The sequence below is a fragment of the Winogradskyella arenosi genome, from assembly GCF_003337305.1.
Taxonomy (GTDB): domain Bacteria; phylum Bacteroidota; class Bacteroidia; order Flavobacteriales; family Flavobacteriaceae; genus Winogradskyella; species Winogradskyella arenosi.
The window spans coordinates 104,083-118,444 of the sequence record NZ_QPJO01000002.1 but is presented as its reverse complement, the minus strand read 5'-3'; the positions used below and the strand labels follow the sequence as shown (position 1 = coordinate 118,444).

At 36.0% G+C, this 14,362-nt stretch carries 14 protein-coding genes; 11 read left to right on the top strand and 3 right to left on the bottom strand.

The window, feature by feature from the left end; genetic code table 11:
• Window positions 1–43: 43 nt before the first annotated feature.
• Window positions 44–1,000 (top strand): aldo/keto reductase, encoded by a 957-nt coding sequence (locus DFQ08_RS05355; RefSeq protein WP_114308792.1) that lies wholly within the window; start codon window positions 44–46, stop codon window positions 998–1,000.
• 3 nt (window positions 1,001–1,003) lie between these two features.
• Here the strand turns inward: DFQ08_RS05355 and DFQ08_RS05350 are convergent, their stop codons facing one another.
• The 3 genes from DFQ08_RS05350 to DFQ08_RS05340 all read right to left on the bottom strand — a co-directional run bounded on the left by DFQ08_RS05350 (window position 1,004) and on the right by DFQ08_RS05340 (window position 4,290).
• Complete coding sequence (locus DFQ08_RS05350) at window positions 1,004–3,403, bottom strand: protein-disulfide reductase DsbD family protein (protein WP_245935380.1); 2,400 nt, start codon at window positions 3,401–3,403, stop codon at window positions 1,004–1,006.
• Window positions 3,404–3,543: 140 nt separating this feature from the next.
• Window positions 3,544–3,954, bottom strand: coding sequence for a rhodanese-like domain-containing protein (locus DFQ08_RS05345; protein WP_114309672.1), 411 nt, complete (start codon window positions 3,952–3,954; stop codon window positions 3,544–3,546).
• An 18-nt stretch (window positions 3,955–3,972) separates the two neighbouring features.
• Window positions 3,973–4,290, bottom strand: coding sequence for a rhodanese-like domain-containing protein (locus tag DFQ08_RS05340; RefSeq protein WP_114308790.1), 318 nt, complete (start codon window positions 4,288–4,290; stop codon window positions 3,973–3,975).
• A 353-nt stretch (window positions 4,291–4,643) separates the two neighbouring features.
• On the opposite strand from DFQ08_RS05340, the gene DFQ08_RS05335 reads away from it, so the two are divergent.
• From DFQ08_RS05335 to DFQ08_RS05290, 10 genes are all read left to right on the top strand, one after another.
• A complete protein-coding gene (locus DFQ08_RS05335) occupies window positions 4,644–5,069 on the top strand; it encodes a MarR family transcriptional regulator (RefSeq protein ID WP_245935379.1) in 426 nt (141 codons plus the stop codon).
• The gene (locus tag DFQ08_RS05330) at window positions 5,066–5,635 is read left to right on the top strand and encodes a YceI family protein (protein WP_114308788.1); all 570 of its coding nucleotides are present in this window, start codon (window positions 5,066–5,068) and stop codon (window positions 5,633–5,635) included. The genes DFQ08_RS05335 and DFQ08_RS05330 overlap by 4 nt, the downstream gene beginning before the upstream one ends.
• Window positions 5,636–5,909: 274 nt before the next feature.
• Window positions 5,910–7,310: an anthranilate synthase component I family protein gene (locus DFQ08_RS05325; RefSeq protein WP_114308787.1), complete on the top strand. Its 1,401-nt coding sequence runs from the start codon at window positions 5,910–5,912 to the stop codon at window positions 7,308–7,310.
• A 52-nt stretch (window positions 7,311–7,362) separates the two neighbouring features.
• A complete protein-coding gene (locus DFQ08_RS05320; protein WP_114308786.1) occupies window positions 7,363–7,929 on the top strand; it encodes an anthranilate synthase component II in 567 nt (188 codons plus the stop codon).
• 50 nt (window positions 7,930–7,979) lie between these two features.
• Complete coding sequence (gene trpD, locus DFQ08_RS05315; RefSeq protein ID WP_114308785.1) at window positions 7,980–8,972, top strand: anthranilate phosphoribosyltransferase; 993 nt, start codon at window positions 7,980–7,982, stop codon at window positions 8,970–8,972.
• Complete coding sequence (trpC, locus tag DFQ08_RS05310) at window positions 8,969–9,757, top strand: indole-3-glycerol phosphate synthase TrpC (protein WP_114308784.1); 789 nt, start codon at window positions 8,969–8,971, stop codon at window positions 9,755–9,757. Before trpD ends, trpC begins: the two co-directional genes overlap by 4 nt.
• A 67-nt stretch (window positions 9,758–9,824) precedes the next feature.
• Entirely contained in the window at window positions 9,825–10,472 is a 648-nt protein-coding gene (locus DFQ08_RS05305) for a phosphoribosylanthranilate isomerase (RefSeq protein WP_114308783.1), read from the top strand.
• Between the two features lie 228 nt (window positions 10,473–10,700).
• Window positions 10,701–11,882, top strand: coding sequence for a tryptophan synthase subunit beta (trpB, locus tag DFQ08_RS05300; protein ID WP_114309671.1), 1,182 nt, complete (start codon window positions 10,701–10,703; stop codon window positions 11,880–11,882).
• A gap of 238 nt (window positions 11,883–12,120) precedes the next feature.
• Window positions 12,121–12,804 carry a cell division ATP-binding protein FtsE gene (locus DFQ08_RS05295; protein WP_114308782.1) on the top strand — a complete coding sequence of 228 codons (684 nt, stop codon included), beginning with the start codon at window positions 12,121–12,123 and terminating at the stop codon, window positions 12,802–12,804.
• 261 nt (window positions 12,805–13,065) lie between these two features.
• The gene (locus DFQ08_RS05290; protein WP_114308781.1) at window positions 13,066–14,361 is read left to right on the top strand and encodes a capsular polysaccharide export protein, LipB/KpsS family; all 1,296 of its coding nucleotides are present in this window, start codon (window positions 13,066–13,068) and stop codon (window positions 14,359–14,361) included.
• Window position 14,362 lies beyond the last annotated feature (1 nt).

The following is a 14,362-nucleotide window of genomic DNA, read 5'->3' as shown; positions in this document are numbered from 1 at the left end:
GACCACCAAAAAGTCTTAAATTTACAGCAGAATTAAGACAAAAATGAGCAGCACTAAAATAGGATTAGGGTTAGCCGCTTTAGGCAGACCCGATTATATCAACATCAGACCAAAGCAACCTATAGATAAATCTGTAGAAACGTTTAGAGATACCGCCTTAACCGTTTTAGACCAAGCCTATCAACTTGGTATTCGCGATTTTGACGTGGCACCTTCTTATGGTTTAGGAGAATCCTTTTTAGACTTTTGGAACAGCTCTAGAGCGCATAACGACGTTACCTTATCAACCAAATTTGGCTATACCTATGTGGCCAATTGGGAACTAGGCTTCTCAGGAAAACACGAGATTAAAGAACACTCTTTAGAGAAATTAAATGCCCAATGGGAAGTGTCTAAAACCTTACTTCCTAATTTAAAAATTTATCAAATTCATTCCGCAACGCTAGACAGTGGTGTTCTTACCAATATCGCCGTTTTATCACGATTATTTGAACTAAAACAAAAGCATCAATTGCAAATTGGGCTTTCTTCTAGTGGTACCGAACAAGTTAAAATTATTGAAGAAGCCATAAAGATTAAATTTGAAGGACAAGCCTTATTTGATAGTTACCAAGTCACGTTTAATATCTTTGAACAATCTACTTTTGATATCTTAAAAACATTAATTTCAGAAGGCAAAACCATTATAATAAAAGAAGGTTTAGCAAACGGACGCGTATTTCAAAACGAAAAGTTTGAAGCCTATATGGAAGCTTACCATTATATAGCGGAACTTTCCAATAAATATAAGGTTAGAAATGATGCCATTGCCCTACGTTTTATAATGGATGCTCTAGAACCTAAAGTTGTTTTAAGTGGCGCTTCTAACCCACTCCAACTCACCGAAAATTTAAAAGCCTTAGATTTTGAATTAACAGCAGCTGAAATAACCCGTTTAAAATCGTTTGCCGTCTCTAAAACCCATTATTGGGAGGAACGCAGTGGATTAGCTTGGAACTAAAACTTACTTTTCAAAATTAGAAATCCCCGCTTTTAACCAAGCGTTATAAGTATCGATATCTGGCGTATAAGCCACCGGCTCAATAAGATTTTCTTCGTTATGATCCATTAAGACGTAATAAGGTTGTGTATTGGTTTTATACCTAATAGTTTGAAACTCGCTCCACAGTTGTCCTTTATTCCTAAGCTTTTTCCCTGGTCTTAGTTTAGACTCTGGTGCCTTTCCTTTTGGGAATTTAATCTGCTCGTCCACGTAAAGTGAAATAAGGACCACATCATTTTTTAATTTAGACAACACCTTTGGTGCCACCCACACATTCTGTTCCATCTTACGGCAGTTTACACAAGCCCAACCTGTAAAATCTAACATCACGGGCTTCCCCACTTTTTTAGCATAGGCCAATCCGGTCTCGTAGTCGTTAAACGCTAAAATATCATGTGGCGCTAATAAATGAGCACCTTCTGGAATATCGTTTACTGTCTTTGCTCCACCACCTCGAGAGTTTCCTACACCATAAGGAGACTCGCTATAATCTAAAGGCGGAGGAAAAGCACTTATAATTTTTAAAGGAGCTCCCCATAGGCCAGGAATCATATAAATAGTGAAGGTGAGGGTTAAAAGTCCTAATAATAATCTTCCTACTGAGATATGTGGTAAAGGCGAATCGTGTGGCAACTGAATTTTACCAAAAAGATATAAAGCCAAGGTTCCAAAAATGGCAATCCAGATGGCTAAAAATACTTCACGCTCTAAGAAGTGAAGTTGCAAGACCAAATCGGCTTGCGATAAAAATTTGAATGCCAATGCTAATTCTAAGAACCCAAGCACCACTTTAACGGTATTTAACCAACCTCCTGATTTAGGTAACGAATTTAACCAGCCTGGGAAGGCTGCAAATAATGCAAAGGGTAAGGCTATCGCAGAAGAAAACCCTAACATCCCAATGACCGGAGCAATACCTCCCTTAGAAGCAGCTTCCACCAAAATAGTACCTACAATAGGTCCTGTACAAGAAAAGGATACAATTGCTAAGGCTAATGCCATAAAAAAGATGCCTACAAGTCCTCCTCTATCGGCTTGTCTATCGGCTTTATTTGCCCAAGAATTTGGCAATACAATTTCAAAAGCGCCTAAAAAAGAGATCGCAAAAACAACTAAGAGGATAAAGAATATAAGGTTAAACCATACGTTTGTTGCTAAAGCATTGAGCGCATCTGCACCAAAAATCGCCGTAATGATGGTTCCTAAAAGCACGTATATAATAATAATTGATAAGCCGTAAATAATAGCGTTGCGGATTCCTCGTGCTTTAGACTGACTTTGCTTTATAAAAAAGCTTACCGTCATAGGAATCATTGGAAACACACATGGGGTCAATAAGGCTACAAAACCTGAAAAGAAGGCGATAATAAAAATAGACCATAAGCCTTTGTTTTCCGCTTCATTATTAGGCTCAGAATGTTCAGAAACATCAGAAGTTGCTTTTACAGACTTGGATAAATCAAATTCTAAATCTACATAAGTTGGTGCTGTACATTGCGTATCATTACAAGTCATAAAACTAACTTCAGCTTGTACTGTAGCAACGGATGGGTCTGTAACTTTAATCTTCTGTCTAAATTGGGCCTTATTTTTAAAGTATTTAATCTTCATATCGAAGACTTTGTCTAGACTTTCTTTCCCTTTTTCTTCATGCGTCTTACCAATGAGCTCAATCCCCTTATCAACTATATAATTGAAACTTGTTGGAATTGGTCCTCCGTCTTCAACATTTTGCGCATATAACTTCCAGCCTTTATCAATAGCGGCAGAAGACACTAAAATATAATCTGTAGCATTTAATTTTTCAACTGAAGTTTCCCATTTTACAGTTTCCACAAGGTTTGGTGTCGTGGCTGTAGGATTAAAACTAACCCCTTGCCCTTGTGGTGCTTTAAGTTTTTTTTCAGCTTGATTCAGATTAAATTCAAGATCAACATACGTAGGCGGTAAACAGCGTTCATCATCACAAACCATAAACTCGACTTCACCTTTAACCAAATCTAATTCTTGATTTAAGACTTTAATACGTTGTGTAAATCGAGCCTTATCTCCAAAGAACTTAATCCTCATGTCAAACACCGGATCGTCAATGGTTTTCCCTTCGCCTTCTTTGGTATCTCCTAAGGTTTTAAAGTCGTCTGAATCTCCATAGGCAAAGGTGGTCGGTATTGGTCCACCATCAGGAACTTGTTGTGAATACAAGTGCCAACCTGGCTCTATAGTCGCAATAGAAATAAGCTTATATTCGGTCTTGGAGATTTTTTCAACTTTGGTTTCCCAGGTTACAGGATCTACAACTTGAGCGGATAGATTTAGAGATAATGCCAGCAGGCAATAAAGAAATATATTTTTAAAATTCATAGAGGACGAGTTCATTTTTGCAAAGGTAACAGTTGTGTTTCTGTTTCGCGTTAACAGTCGTCTAAATTATAAAAATCTTAAGACATAAAAGAAGAGAATTTGGGGTATAAAAAAACCGAACATTACGTTCGGCTTTGTGTTTATGATTTTACTTGGATTTGAATATCGTCGGAATGTTCCCATTTGGAGATCCCTCCTTTTAAATCGTATATTTTTTTGAAGCCAGCGGCCTTCATTTTTTGAGCACACTTTGCGCTACGTCCACCAGACTTACAATATAATATTACCGGCTTATTTTTATCTAACTTGGTAATATCATCATCAAAAGTAGGCGACATAAAATCAATATTCTGGGCATTAGCAATGTAACCGCCATCATATTCTTTTGGTGTTCGCACATCTATTAATTGTACTTCTTCAAGCTCTAAAATAGATTTCATTTCTTTAGCGGTAATCAACTTTACTTCACCGTCTTCTAAAGTGCTGTTAAAACAACTCGTAAAAAAAGAAAAGCTCAGTAAAAAACAACCTAATGCAATAACTCTATTCATACCCATGCCATTTAAAAATTAATCGTTGTGAACAACATCACCCTGCCATTCATTAAAACCACCTTCAAGGTTATAGGCGTTTTCAAAATCTAATTGGTTCATAATATTACAGGCTTGACCACTACGATTACCCGATCTGCAATAGACGTAATAATTCTTTGTTTTATCAAGTTCCTCAATTTCATCTACAAAACCTTGTCCTTTGTAAATGTCAATATGTATCGCGTTAGGAATCATGCCTTCATCAACTTCTGCCTGTGTTCTAACATCTAAAACTACAGCATTATCATCAGCTTTTAATTGTTCCGTCCATTCTTGTTGTGATAAATCAGCCATCTTATAAGTTTAATTTTTTAGTAAAATTAATATTTCATTATGAAATAAATGCAAAAATTCTCAAAGTGTTACAAAAGGACTCGTTTTTTTAACATATATCACCTCAAACTTAAGCGAAAACATCTTTATTCGCTTAGCTAAAGAAGAATTCACCACAAGCTAAAGATAGCCTTTACCAAAATGATTCACAACCACTTACCCTTCAAATCAACCCTATGCCCTACCCGATTATAAATTTGACACCTTTATTTTTAACAAAATATTAAAGCTACATCTCAAAATTAGCACTACATTTGTACATACAACAATTGTATATGAAAGAGTTGAATAAAATTTTAAAAACAGACGCAAAAATGCCTTTATCTAGAGCTTCTGTGATAAATATTTTTCAGACCGCATCTTGGATGAAGGACGACCTGTCCTTAACCCTTAAACCCTTTGACATCTCTATAGAACAATTTAACGTCTTGAGAATATTACGTGGGCAGAACGGTAAGGCTATTAATTTGCAAGACATACAAGAACGTATGGTGAGTAAAATGAGTAACACCACCCGTTTGGTTGATAAACTCATCAAGAAAAATTTTGTAGAGCGTAAAATATGCCCAACAAATCGCCGTAAAGTTGAAATAAGCATCACCGATTTAGGCTTGTCTACACTAAAAACCTTAGACCCTATTATAGATGACACCGAACACGTTATGATAAAAAATTTAACTCAAGAAGAGTTAATACGATTAAATAGCCTTTTATTAAAATTAAAAAACAAAACCCTATGAAAAACAGAAATTTACAACTTGGAATGCTAATTATTTTAGCCCTATCATTTATGTCTTACAACACTTTAAAAGACAAAACCGTCAACCTTAAAGAAAGTACCGTGATATGGAAAGGGTATAAAGTTGGTGGAGAGCATACAGGAACGGTCAATTTAAAAAGTGGCGTTCTAAGTTTTGACGGATCGACCTTAACCGGTGGAAATTTCACTATTGACATGACCAGCATCAACGCTACAGACTTAACAGGCGACTATAAAGAAAAATTAGATAACCACTTAAAATCTGATGATTTCTTTGGCGTAGAAGAATTTCCAACCGCAATGTTAGTCATCACCACTGTAAACGGAACAAATGGTAATTATACTGTTGAAGCCGATATTAACATTAAAGGACAAACAGAATCAATTTCTTTTCCTTTAACTTTAAGAGATAATACGGCAACAGCGACTTTAAAAATCGATAGAACAAAGCACAATATCACCTACAAATCCCCTACGCTTCTTGAAACTTTAAAAGACAAAGCCATTTATGACGACTTTGATTTAACTGTTACATTAAAGTTTTAAATTTAGAGACCCATGTTTTCAAGAACGGCACACGGTTTTGAAAATATTTCAGAAACAAAAACATTTTTTTCTTAAAGTGTTTGAAATCTGAATTTTGATTTCTATCTTTGATGCATAAATGAAAACAAATACAACTCATACTTGGTGGTGGAATTTCTCAAACTTACGTTCGTGAAGCACCCTTGTTATGTATAATTTATATAGAAAAAAAGGCTTGTCAATCACGACAAGCCTTTTTTTATTTTAACCCAACACTGAAATACATTCAGCAACAATGAAAACATTTAGTTTACACACCCATTATAAAAAGATCCTAGCAGACACCATTACACCTGTTAGTATTTATCTTAAAATTCGCGATAAGTTTCCCAACAGTATTTTACTAGAGAGTAGTGACTATCACGCCAATGACAACAATTTTTCATACATCTGTTGTAATCCAATAGCGTCTATTAAAGTGGAAGGTACAACCATTACCCAAACGTTTCCTGACGGAAGCGGTAAGAGTAATTCTATTGAAAGTGTAGGCGTCATTGAAGAAATCCATAAATTCACACAACGCTTTAAAGTTGACGGAAAGAAAGATTTCAAATTTATTAATAACGGTATTTTTGGTTACACGGCTTATGATGCTGTAAAGTACTTTGAAGATGTCCACATCTCTAAAAAGGACAATTCTGTTAGCATCCCTGAAATTTATTATGCGGTTTACCAGAACATTATTGCCATAGACCATCAAAAAAATGAGGCCTATATTTTTGCACATTGTTTTCATAGTGATAATAATATCGATGAGCTCTTACAGCTTATTCAAACTCGACAATATGCGTCTTACGATTTTAAAACAAAAGGTGAGATTACTTCAAATTTAACCGACGAAGACTACAAAGCGCATGTAGAATTAGCTAAAAAACATTGTGCTCGAGGTGATGTCTTTCAACTGGTATTATCGAAACAGTTTTCACAAGAATTCAGTGGAGATGAATTTAATGTCTATAGAGCCTTACGAAGTATAAACCCTTCCCCTTACTTGTTCTATTTTGACTATGGTAATTTTAAAATTTTTGGAAGTTCGCCAGAAGCCCAACTTGTGGTGAGTGACGGAAAAGCCGAAATACACCCAATCGCCGGAACTTTTAAGCGTACCGGAAATGATTTAAAAGATGCACAATTAGCTGAAGAACTCATCAAAGATGACAAAGAAAACAGTGAACATGTGATGTTAGTTGATTTGGCGCGTAACGACTTAAGTAGAAACGGAAGTGCTGTTACGGTTGAAAACTATAGAGAAGTGCAATTTTTCTCTCACGTTATCCATTTGGTAAGTAAGGTTACAGGCACCATTCATAATGCTACAGACACCATGCAAGTTGTTGCCGATACATTCCCTGCCGGGACCTTAAGCGGCGCTCCAAAACATAAGGCCATGCAGCTAATTGAAAAATATGAAAAAACAAGTAGAGGCTATTACGGTGGAGCTATAGGATTTATGGATTTTAACGGCAACTTTAATCACGCCATTATGATTAGAACCTTCTTGAGTCAAAACCATAAATTATTTTGGCAAGCTGGAGCCGGATTGGTCGCCAAATCTAATCCCGAAAGTGAACTACAAGAAGTCTACAATAAACTTGGCGCATTAACCAAAGCTATTGAACAAGCTGTTGAAATCTAAGTAGAGAATAAAAGTTGAATTAAATAAGATACCTGCTGAGCCAGGCCTTGCGATGAAAAAAATATTAGTTATAGATAATTACGATAGTTTCACTTATAATCTTGTGCATTACCTAGAAGATTTAAACTGTGAGGTGACTGTAAAACGAAATGATAAACTGACCCTTGAAGAAGTCGATGCCTTTGATAAAATTGTCTTATCTCCTGGCCCAGGAATTCCCGATGAAGCCGGATTATTAAAAGAGATTATAAAGACCTATGCTCCTACAAAAAGCATTTTAGGGGTTTGTCTGGGACAACAAGCCATCGGTGAAGTTTTTGGTGGTACGCTAGAAAATTTAAATAACGTCTACCACGGTGTAGCCACAACAATTACACTTAGTGTTACGGATGAGGCGCTTTTTAAGGGATTAAACACTTCCTTCGAGGTTGGCCGCTATCATTCTTGGGTGGTCAACCCCAATTTACCAGACTGTTTAGAAGCCACTTCTTTTGATAGTAATGGGCAAATTATGTCCTTACGCCATAAAGTATACGATGTAAAAGGCGTACAATACCATCCGGAATCGGTTTTAACACCAGATGGAAAACAAATATTAGAAAATTGGGTAAATCAATAATATATCTCTAAATACAAATTAAACGCCACCCTGATTGAGGGCCTATTATAATGAAACAACTATTAAACAGACTTATTAATCAAGAAAGCATCACGAGCAAAGAAGCCAAGCATGTTTTAGTTAATATTTCCGAAGGAAAATACAACCAAAGCCAGATTGCTTCCTTTTTAACCGTGTATATGATGCGAAGCATTACAACGGAAGAACTTCGCGGTTTTAGAGATGCCCTTTTAGCCTTATGCATTCCGGTGAAATTAGACCAAGAGAATACCATCGATTTGTGTGGTACAGGTGGTGATGGCAAGGATACCTTTAATATTTCTACCTTATCATCCTTTGTTACTGCAGGTGCTGGCGTTCATGTTACTAAACACGGTAATTACGGTGTGTCTTCAGCTTGCGGATCGTCTAACGTTATGGAATATCTTGGGATAAAATTCACCAATGATACCGATTTTTTACAGCGTTGTATTGATAAAGCTGGAATTTGTGTGCTTCACGCTCCCTTATTTCACCCTGCTATGAAAAATGTAGCGCCTATAAGACAAGAACTCGGTGTAAAAACCTTCTTTAACATGTTGGGACCTATGGTTAATCCGGCTTTTCCAAAAAGTCAAATGGTTGGGGTTTTTAATCTTGAATTGTTACGATTATACAGCTATTTGTATCAAGATTCGGATAAAAATTATGCCATTGTCCATGCCTTAGATGGTTATGACGAAATTTCTTTAACCGGAAAGACAAAAGTGGTTTCAAATACTTCGGAAGTCTTATTTGATCCTTGCTACTTGGGATTACCACAAATTCAACCTTCTGAAATTTTCGGTGGAAACAGCGTAAAAATGGCGGCTGAAATCTTTAAAAGCGTCATCAGAAACGAAGGTACGGAAGCCCAAACTAATGTGGTCTGTGCAAACGCCGGATTGGCCATTGCCACAGCAAAACAAATTTCGCATCAAGAAGGGTATGAACTCGCCAAAGCATCTTTAGCCAGTGGTAAAGCACAACAAAGTTTAGAGACCTTAATTGCCTTAAGTAAATGAATATCTTAGATAAAATTATACACGACAAGCGTAAGGAAGTAGAATTGCGTAAATCCTTAATTCCTACCAATCAGTTAGAACACTCTATTTTGTTTGAGCGCGCTACCATTTCCTTAGCGACACAGTTACGACAAAGTACGTCTGGTATTATTGCAGAACATAAGAGACGCTCGCCTTCTAAAGCCACCATTAATCAGAACTTAAATGTTCAGGATGTTGCTATAGGATATGAAAATGCCGGGGTTTGCGGCATGTCAGTTTTAACAGATGCTAAATATTTTGGCGGGTCTTTAGATGATCTACTACTTACCAGAGCAAGTTCTAACTTACCTTTACTTAGAAAAGAGTTTATTATTGATGAATATCAAATCTTAGAAGCTAAAGCTTATGGTGCCGATGTTATTTTACTCATCGCCGCTGTGCTCTCAAGCGAGGAGATTAAACGTTTTTCTGAATTTGCCAAAAGCTTAAATTTAGATGTTTTATTAGAAGTCCATAATGAAGAAGAATTGCAAAAATCATTAAGACCTTCTATAGATATGCTCGGCGTAAACAATAGAAACCTAAAAACTTTTGAGGTGAGTTTAGACACTTCAAAAACCTTAAGTTCATACATTCCTGATGATTTTGTAAAAGTTTCTGAGTCTGGAATCAGTTCCATTGAAGCCATTAAAGAATTGCAGCCCTTTGGTTATAAAGGCTTTTTAATTGGTGAAAACTTTATGAAAACAAATGCCCCTGGTGAAAATGCCGCTAAATTTATTAAAGACCTTACCGCTTTATAAATCCTAGCGGGTTGAAAATAATTAAAGAAACAAATAGATTCCTGCCATAGCAAGAAAAATAAAACTTATGAAATTAAAAGTCTGCGGAATGAAATATAAAGACAACCTAGAGGCTGTTGCACAACTGCAACCCGATTATCTAGGCTTTATATTTTATGAACCTTCTAAACGTTATTTTGAAGGTACAATTCCTCATGTGCCCGCTACGATAAAAAAAGTTGGGGTTTTTGTAAATGAAAGCATCGAGACGGTTTCTGAAACGGTAAAAAGGCATAATCTGCAAGCCGTTCAATTGCATGGTAATGAATCTCCAGAATTTTGTACCGCTCTAAAAACCGAACTGCAACAAAGCCTTGACAATACTTCTATTGAAATCATTAAAGTTTTTAGTATTAAGGACAATTTTAATTTTGAAGTTTTAGCACCGTTTGAAACCGTTTGTGATTATTTTTTATTTGACACCAAAGGACAACTTCCTGGAGGAAATGGCTATACCTTTAATTGGGATGTTTTAAACGATTACAACTCGAGCAAACCTTATTTCTTAAGTGGTGGAATAGGTGTCAATGAAGTTGAAAAAATAAAAGAATTTAAAAACAGTTCAGCTTCAAAATACTGTTATGCATTAGATGTAAACAGTAAATTTGAAATAGAACCAGGATTGAAGAATATTGATGAATTGGAAATGTTTAAAAACAAGACCATTGGCGCTTAGTTAAATATTAAACATGGGCAAAATCAGGACGTTCTAAAAACACATATCCTTTTAGCGATTTCCTTATTTTGATTGTGAGTTTTGAATCCTTTATTTACGGATACAAATTTTACGGAGCTTATAATATGCTTTGCTGTTTGCAGCATAACGAATGAAAAATTAAAAAAGAAACAGATTGCTACATCACGAAAGAAGGTGGAATTAGCAATGACGAATAACATAAAAACAATGAGTTACAATATCAACGAAAAAGGCTATTACGGTGAATTTGGTGGCGCATACATTCCAGAAATGCTCTATCCCAATGTAGAAGAATTACGTCAAAATTATCTCAAAATAATGGCAGAACCTTCATTCCAAGAGGAGTTCAATCAACTTTTAAAAGATTATGTTGGTCGTCCTTCTCCCCTTTATTTTGCCAAGCGCCTTTCAGAAAAATACAACACTAAAGTTTATTTAAAACGTGAGGACCTCAACCATACGGGAGCTCATAAAATAAATAATACCATTGGACAAATTCTAATGGCAAAACGCTTAGGTAAAAAACGAATTATTGCTGAAACTGGCGCAGGACAACACGGTGTTGCCACAGCAACGGTATGTGCTTTAACGGGGATTGAATGTGTGGTGTATATGGGAGAAATTGACATCGCCCGTCAAGCTCCAAACGTGGCACGAATGAAAATGCTTGGCGCTAAAGTGGTCCCAGCTGTTTCGGGGAGCCGTACGCTAAAGGATGCCACCAATGAAGCGATTAGAGATTGGATTAATAACCCTGTGGATACCCATTATATTATTGGTTCTGCTATTGGTCCTCACCCCTACCCGGATATGGTGACGCAATTTCAATCTATAATTTCTAAAGAAATAAAATGGCAACTGAAGGAAAAAGAAGGAAGAGAAAACCCTGATTATGTGGTGGCTTGTATTGGTGGAGGAAGTAACGCCGCTGGAACTTATCATCATTTTCTAGATCAAGAAGAGGTGGGTATTATTGCTGTAGAAGCTGCCGGAAAAGGCATTGATTCTGGAGAAAGTGCTGCAACTTCGGTTTTAGGAAAAGAAGGGATTATTCATGGTTGTAAAACCTTATTAATGCAAACAAAAGATGGTCAAATTACAGAACCTTATTCTATCTCTGCAGGCTTAGATTATCCTGGTGTAGGCCCCTTACATTCGCATTTGTACAAATCTGGTCGTGGTGAATTTTATTCGGCAACAGATGATGAAGCTATGGTTTCTGGTTTAGAACTCACAAAATTAGAAGGTATCATTCCGGCTATTGAAAGCTCTCATGCTTTAGCCATTTTTAAGCATAAAACCTTTAAACCCGACGATATTGTGGTGATAAGTTTATCGGGTCGTGGTGATAAAGACTTACAGAATTATATCGATTACTTCAACCTATAACAATCTGAAATGTCTTGCCTTTATCCTTTGTTCTAAGGGAAGAAGGCAAGACTTTATTTTTTTCGGAACAGTTTTATGCATTGGTATCACACCACATTAAGTGTCCCGAAACGTTTTTCAGCGTATTTCCAAAAACGCAGAGCAACAACAATCCTTTTAAAGGAATTAAGAATTTTAGTTTTGCTTTTGAAATTTTAAGCAATACATTTACACTTAGCAATATTTATATCTCTATTATATGTCTGATACGGTTTTAGAACTAAAAGATGCCACCATTTATCAAGGTGACAGCATGGTGCTTTCTAAGGTGAACTTTGAAATGAAAAAAGGTGACTTTGTTTATCTTATAGGTAAAACAGGAAGTGGTAAAAGTAGTTTTATGAAAACCCTTTATGGCGATTTACAACTTACCGAAGGCGAAGGATCTATTGTAGATTTCAACTTAAAAACTATGAAAGAGAAAGATATTCCCTTTCTAAGACGTAAGCTAGGTATTGTATTTCAGGATTTTAAATTGTTGCCCGACCGTACTATTCTAGGGAATTTAGAATTTGTCCTTAAAGCGACAGGTTGGAAAGATAAAGACCGTATAAAAGAACGTATTGAAAAGGTTTTAGATAAGGTCGCCATGAAAACGAAAGGTTTTAAGTACCCACACGAATTATCTGGTGGAGAACAACAACGTATTGCCATTGCCCGTGCCCTACTCAACGATCCGGAATTAATTTTGGCCGATGAGCCTACAGGGAACTTAGATCCACAAACTAGTGTTGAAGTTATGGAGGTGCTTCAAGATATTAACAGAAATGGAAACACCATCTTAATGGCCACTCATGATTACGCTTTGCTACTAAAATATCCTAGCAAAACCTTAAAGTGTGATGAAAATAAAGTTTTTGAAGTCGTACAACGTAAAAGCTAGACCTAGTTTTTATCAATAAGAATCTTCCTTTGGACGACCACGATATTTGGTGATCTATAAAGGATGGAATGGCTCTAATTAACTTCAAAATACATTCATGCTAAAAAACATCAATCTACCTTCCACATAAAAGGTAATGCTTGTTCATCCGTATAACGACATCAGTGTATTCCTTAATACATTTAAACATTGTATTTCAGAGTCATTTATAATTTAATTACTTTGTATATCATTAAAATACCCTATTAACTTTGAGCGTTCATGAAAGTCATTAGCTTCAGTACATTTGACAAACATTCTAGATTCTATTTAGATATTGAAAAGCAGCTTAAAGCTAATCGTCCTTCAGAAACGGTAAATTTTAAAATGTACAGCATCTATTTAAGTGGATTTTTGTATGCACTATTACGCTTAAAACATAGCAATTGGATTCCGGTTACATCTTGGTTTAATGCCTTAAAACATAGACAAAAATATCTAAACCTCCTGTCGACAACCAAGACCTACAAGGGTTTAAAATTTAAAGACTTTTGTAAATTTCACGTGGCTCTAAATAAAAGCACGTCACAACAAGACTTACAGCTTCAGGCCTTAGCCTATATCGATCTTATTGATCATATTTTTAATACTGAACAACCCGATTATCTCATATGCCTCGGGGATTCTAGAATGTCTATTGAAATCGCTATTGCCTTAGCGCAATTAAAGCAGATTAAAGTCTATTATATTGAACAAGGCCCCTTTAATACCACGTTTTTTGATCATAAGGGCGTTAACGCAAATATTAGTTTCCGTGAACAAGCCTTAAATTTAGAAAACACAAAAACTCCTAAAAAGACGGAAGTACAACAAGCACCTAAAAAATACCGCCGTTCTCCAATATATCGTGCTTTAGATATGGCGCTTATGTACAGCTTACAAAAGACCAAAATTTATCCGCCCGATGTAAAGTATACCGACTTAAACAGCTATAGAGCAAAACGAAAAAATCCAGATACAACACTGCATACAGAAAAACCGATGGTCTTGTTAATTCTACAGGTTCCGCTAGATGTTAACATGATTTATCACAGTCCACATTTTAAATCTCATACAGATATTGTTTCTAGTGTCTATGCTGCCTTACCCAAGAATACGGATTTGGTTATTAGAGAGCACCCGCTTTTTGTGGGTAAATATGAAGCGTCACTCTATCAATTGGTCAAGGATCATCACATTCGTATCGATAATATAAGCTCGTTAAAAGGCAGTATTGAAAGTTCTAAATTTGTAGTGGTTAATAATTCTACCGTAGGTCTTGAAGCCATTTTTTATGGTAAAACCGTTGTGGTCTTAGGCAATGCGTTCTATGATAATTCTGAAGTCTGCCTAAAACTAAAGGAAAAAACAGCTTTAGTAGAACTTTTAGAAAAGGCGATGAATCACAAGCCTGATCCCCTAAAAATTGATACTTTTAAAACGGCGTTGTATAATAGTGTATTATTGCAAGGCGGAATTACAGACCAACACCTAAAGTCTACAAAAACGATAGCACAACACCTTTTAAACGATAAGTAAT

What these genes read in the sequence shown, in the direction of transcription:
- DFQ08_RS05340 (WP_114308790.1), bottom strand. Translation starts at nt 4,290, where the DNA reads ATGGCTGATTTATCACAACAAGAATGGACGGAACAATTAAAAGCTGAT.
- DFQ08_RS05330 (WP_114308788.1), top strand. Translation starts at nt 5,066, where the DNA reads ATGAAAAACAGAAATTTACAACTTGGAATGCTAATTATTTTAGCCCTA.
- trpC (WP_114308784.1), top strand. Translation starts at nt 8,969, where the DNA reads ATGAATATCTTAGATAAAATTATACACGACAAGCGTAAGGAAGTAGAA.
- DFQ08_RS05355 (WP_114308792.1), top strand. Translation starts at nt 44, where the DNA reads ATGAGCAGCACTAAAATAGGATTAGGGTTAGCCGCTTTAGGCAGACCC.
- DFQ08_RS05345 (WP_114309672.1), bottom strand. Translation starts at nt 3,954, where the DNA reads ATGAATAGAGTTATTGCATTAGGTTGTTTTTTACTGAGCTTTTCTTTT.
- DFQ08_RS05320 (WP_114308786.1), top strand. Translation starts at nt 7,363, where the DNA reads ATGAAAAAAATATTAGTTATAGATAATTACGATAGTTTCACTTATAAT.
- DFQ08_RS05295 (WP_114308782.1), top strand. Translation starts at nt 12,121, where the DNA reads ATGTCTGATACGGTTTTAGAACTAAAAGATGCCACCATTTATCAAGGT.
- trpD (WP_114308785.1), top strand. Translation starts at nt 7,980, where the DNA reads ATGAAACAACTATTAAACAGACTTATTAATCAAGAAAGCATCACGAGC.
- DFQ08_RS05325 (WP_114308787.1), top strand. Translation starts at nt 5,910, where the DNA reads ATGAAAACATTTAGTTTACACACCCATTATAAAAAGATCCTAGCAGAC.
- DFQ08_RS05305 (WP_114308783.1), top strand. Translation starts at nt 9,825, where the DNA reads ATGAAATTAAAAGTCTGCGGAATGAAATATAAAGACAACCTAGAGGCT.
- trpB (WP_114309671.1), top strand. Translation starts at nt 10,701, where the DNA reads ATGAGTTACAATATCAACGAAAAAGGCTATTACGGTGAATTTGGTGGC.
- DFQ08_RS05350 (WP_245935380.1), bottom strand. Translation starts at nt 3,403, where the DNA reads ATGAATTTTAAAAATATATTTCTTTATTGCCTGCTGGCATTATCTCTA.
- DFQ08_RS05290 (WP_114308781.1), top strand. Translation starts at nt 13,066, where the DNA reads ATGAAAGTCATTAGCTTCAGTACATTTGACAAACATTCTAGATTCTAT.
- DFQ08_RS05335 (WP_245935379.1), top strand. Translation starts at nt 4,644, where the DNA reads ATGCCTTTATCTAGAGCTTCTGTGATAAATATTTTTCAGACCGCATCT.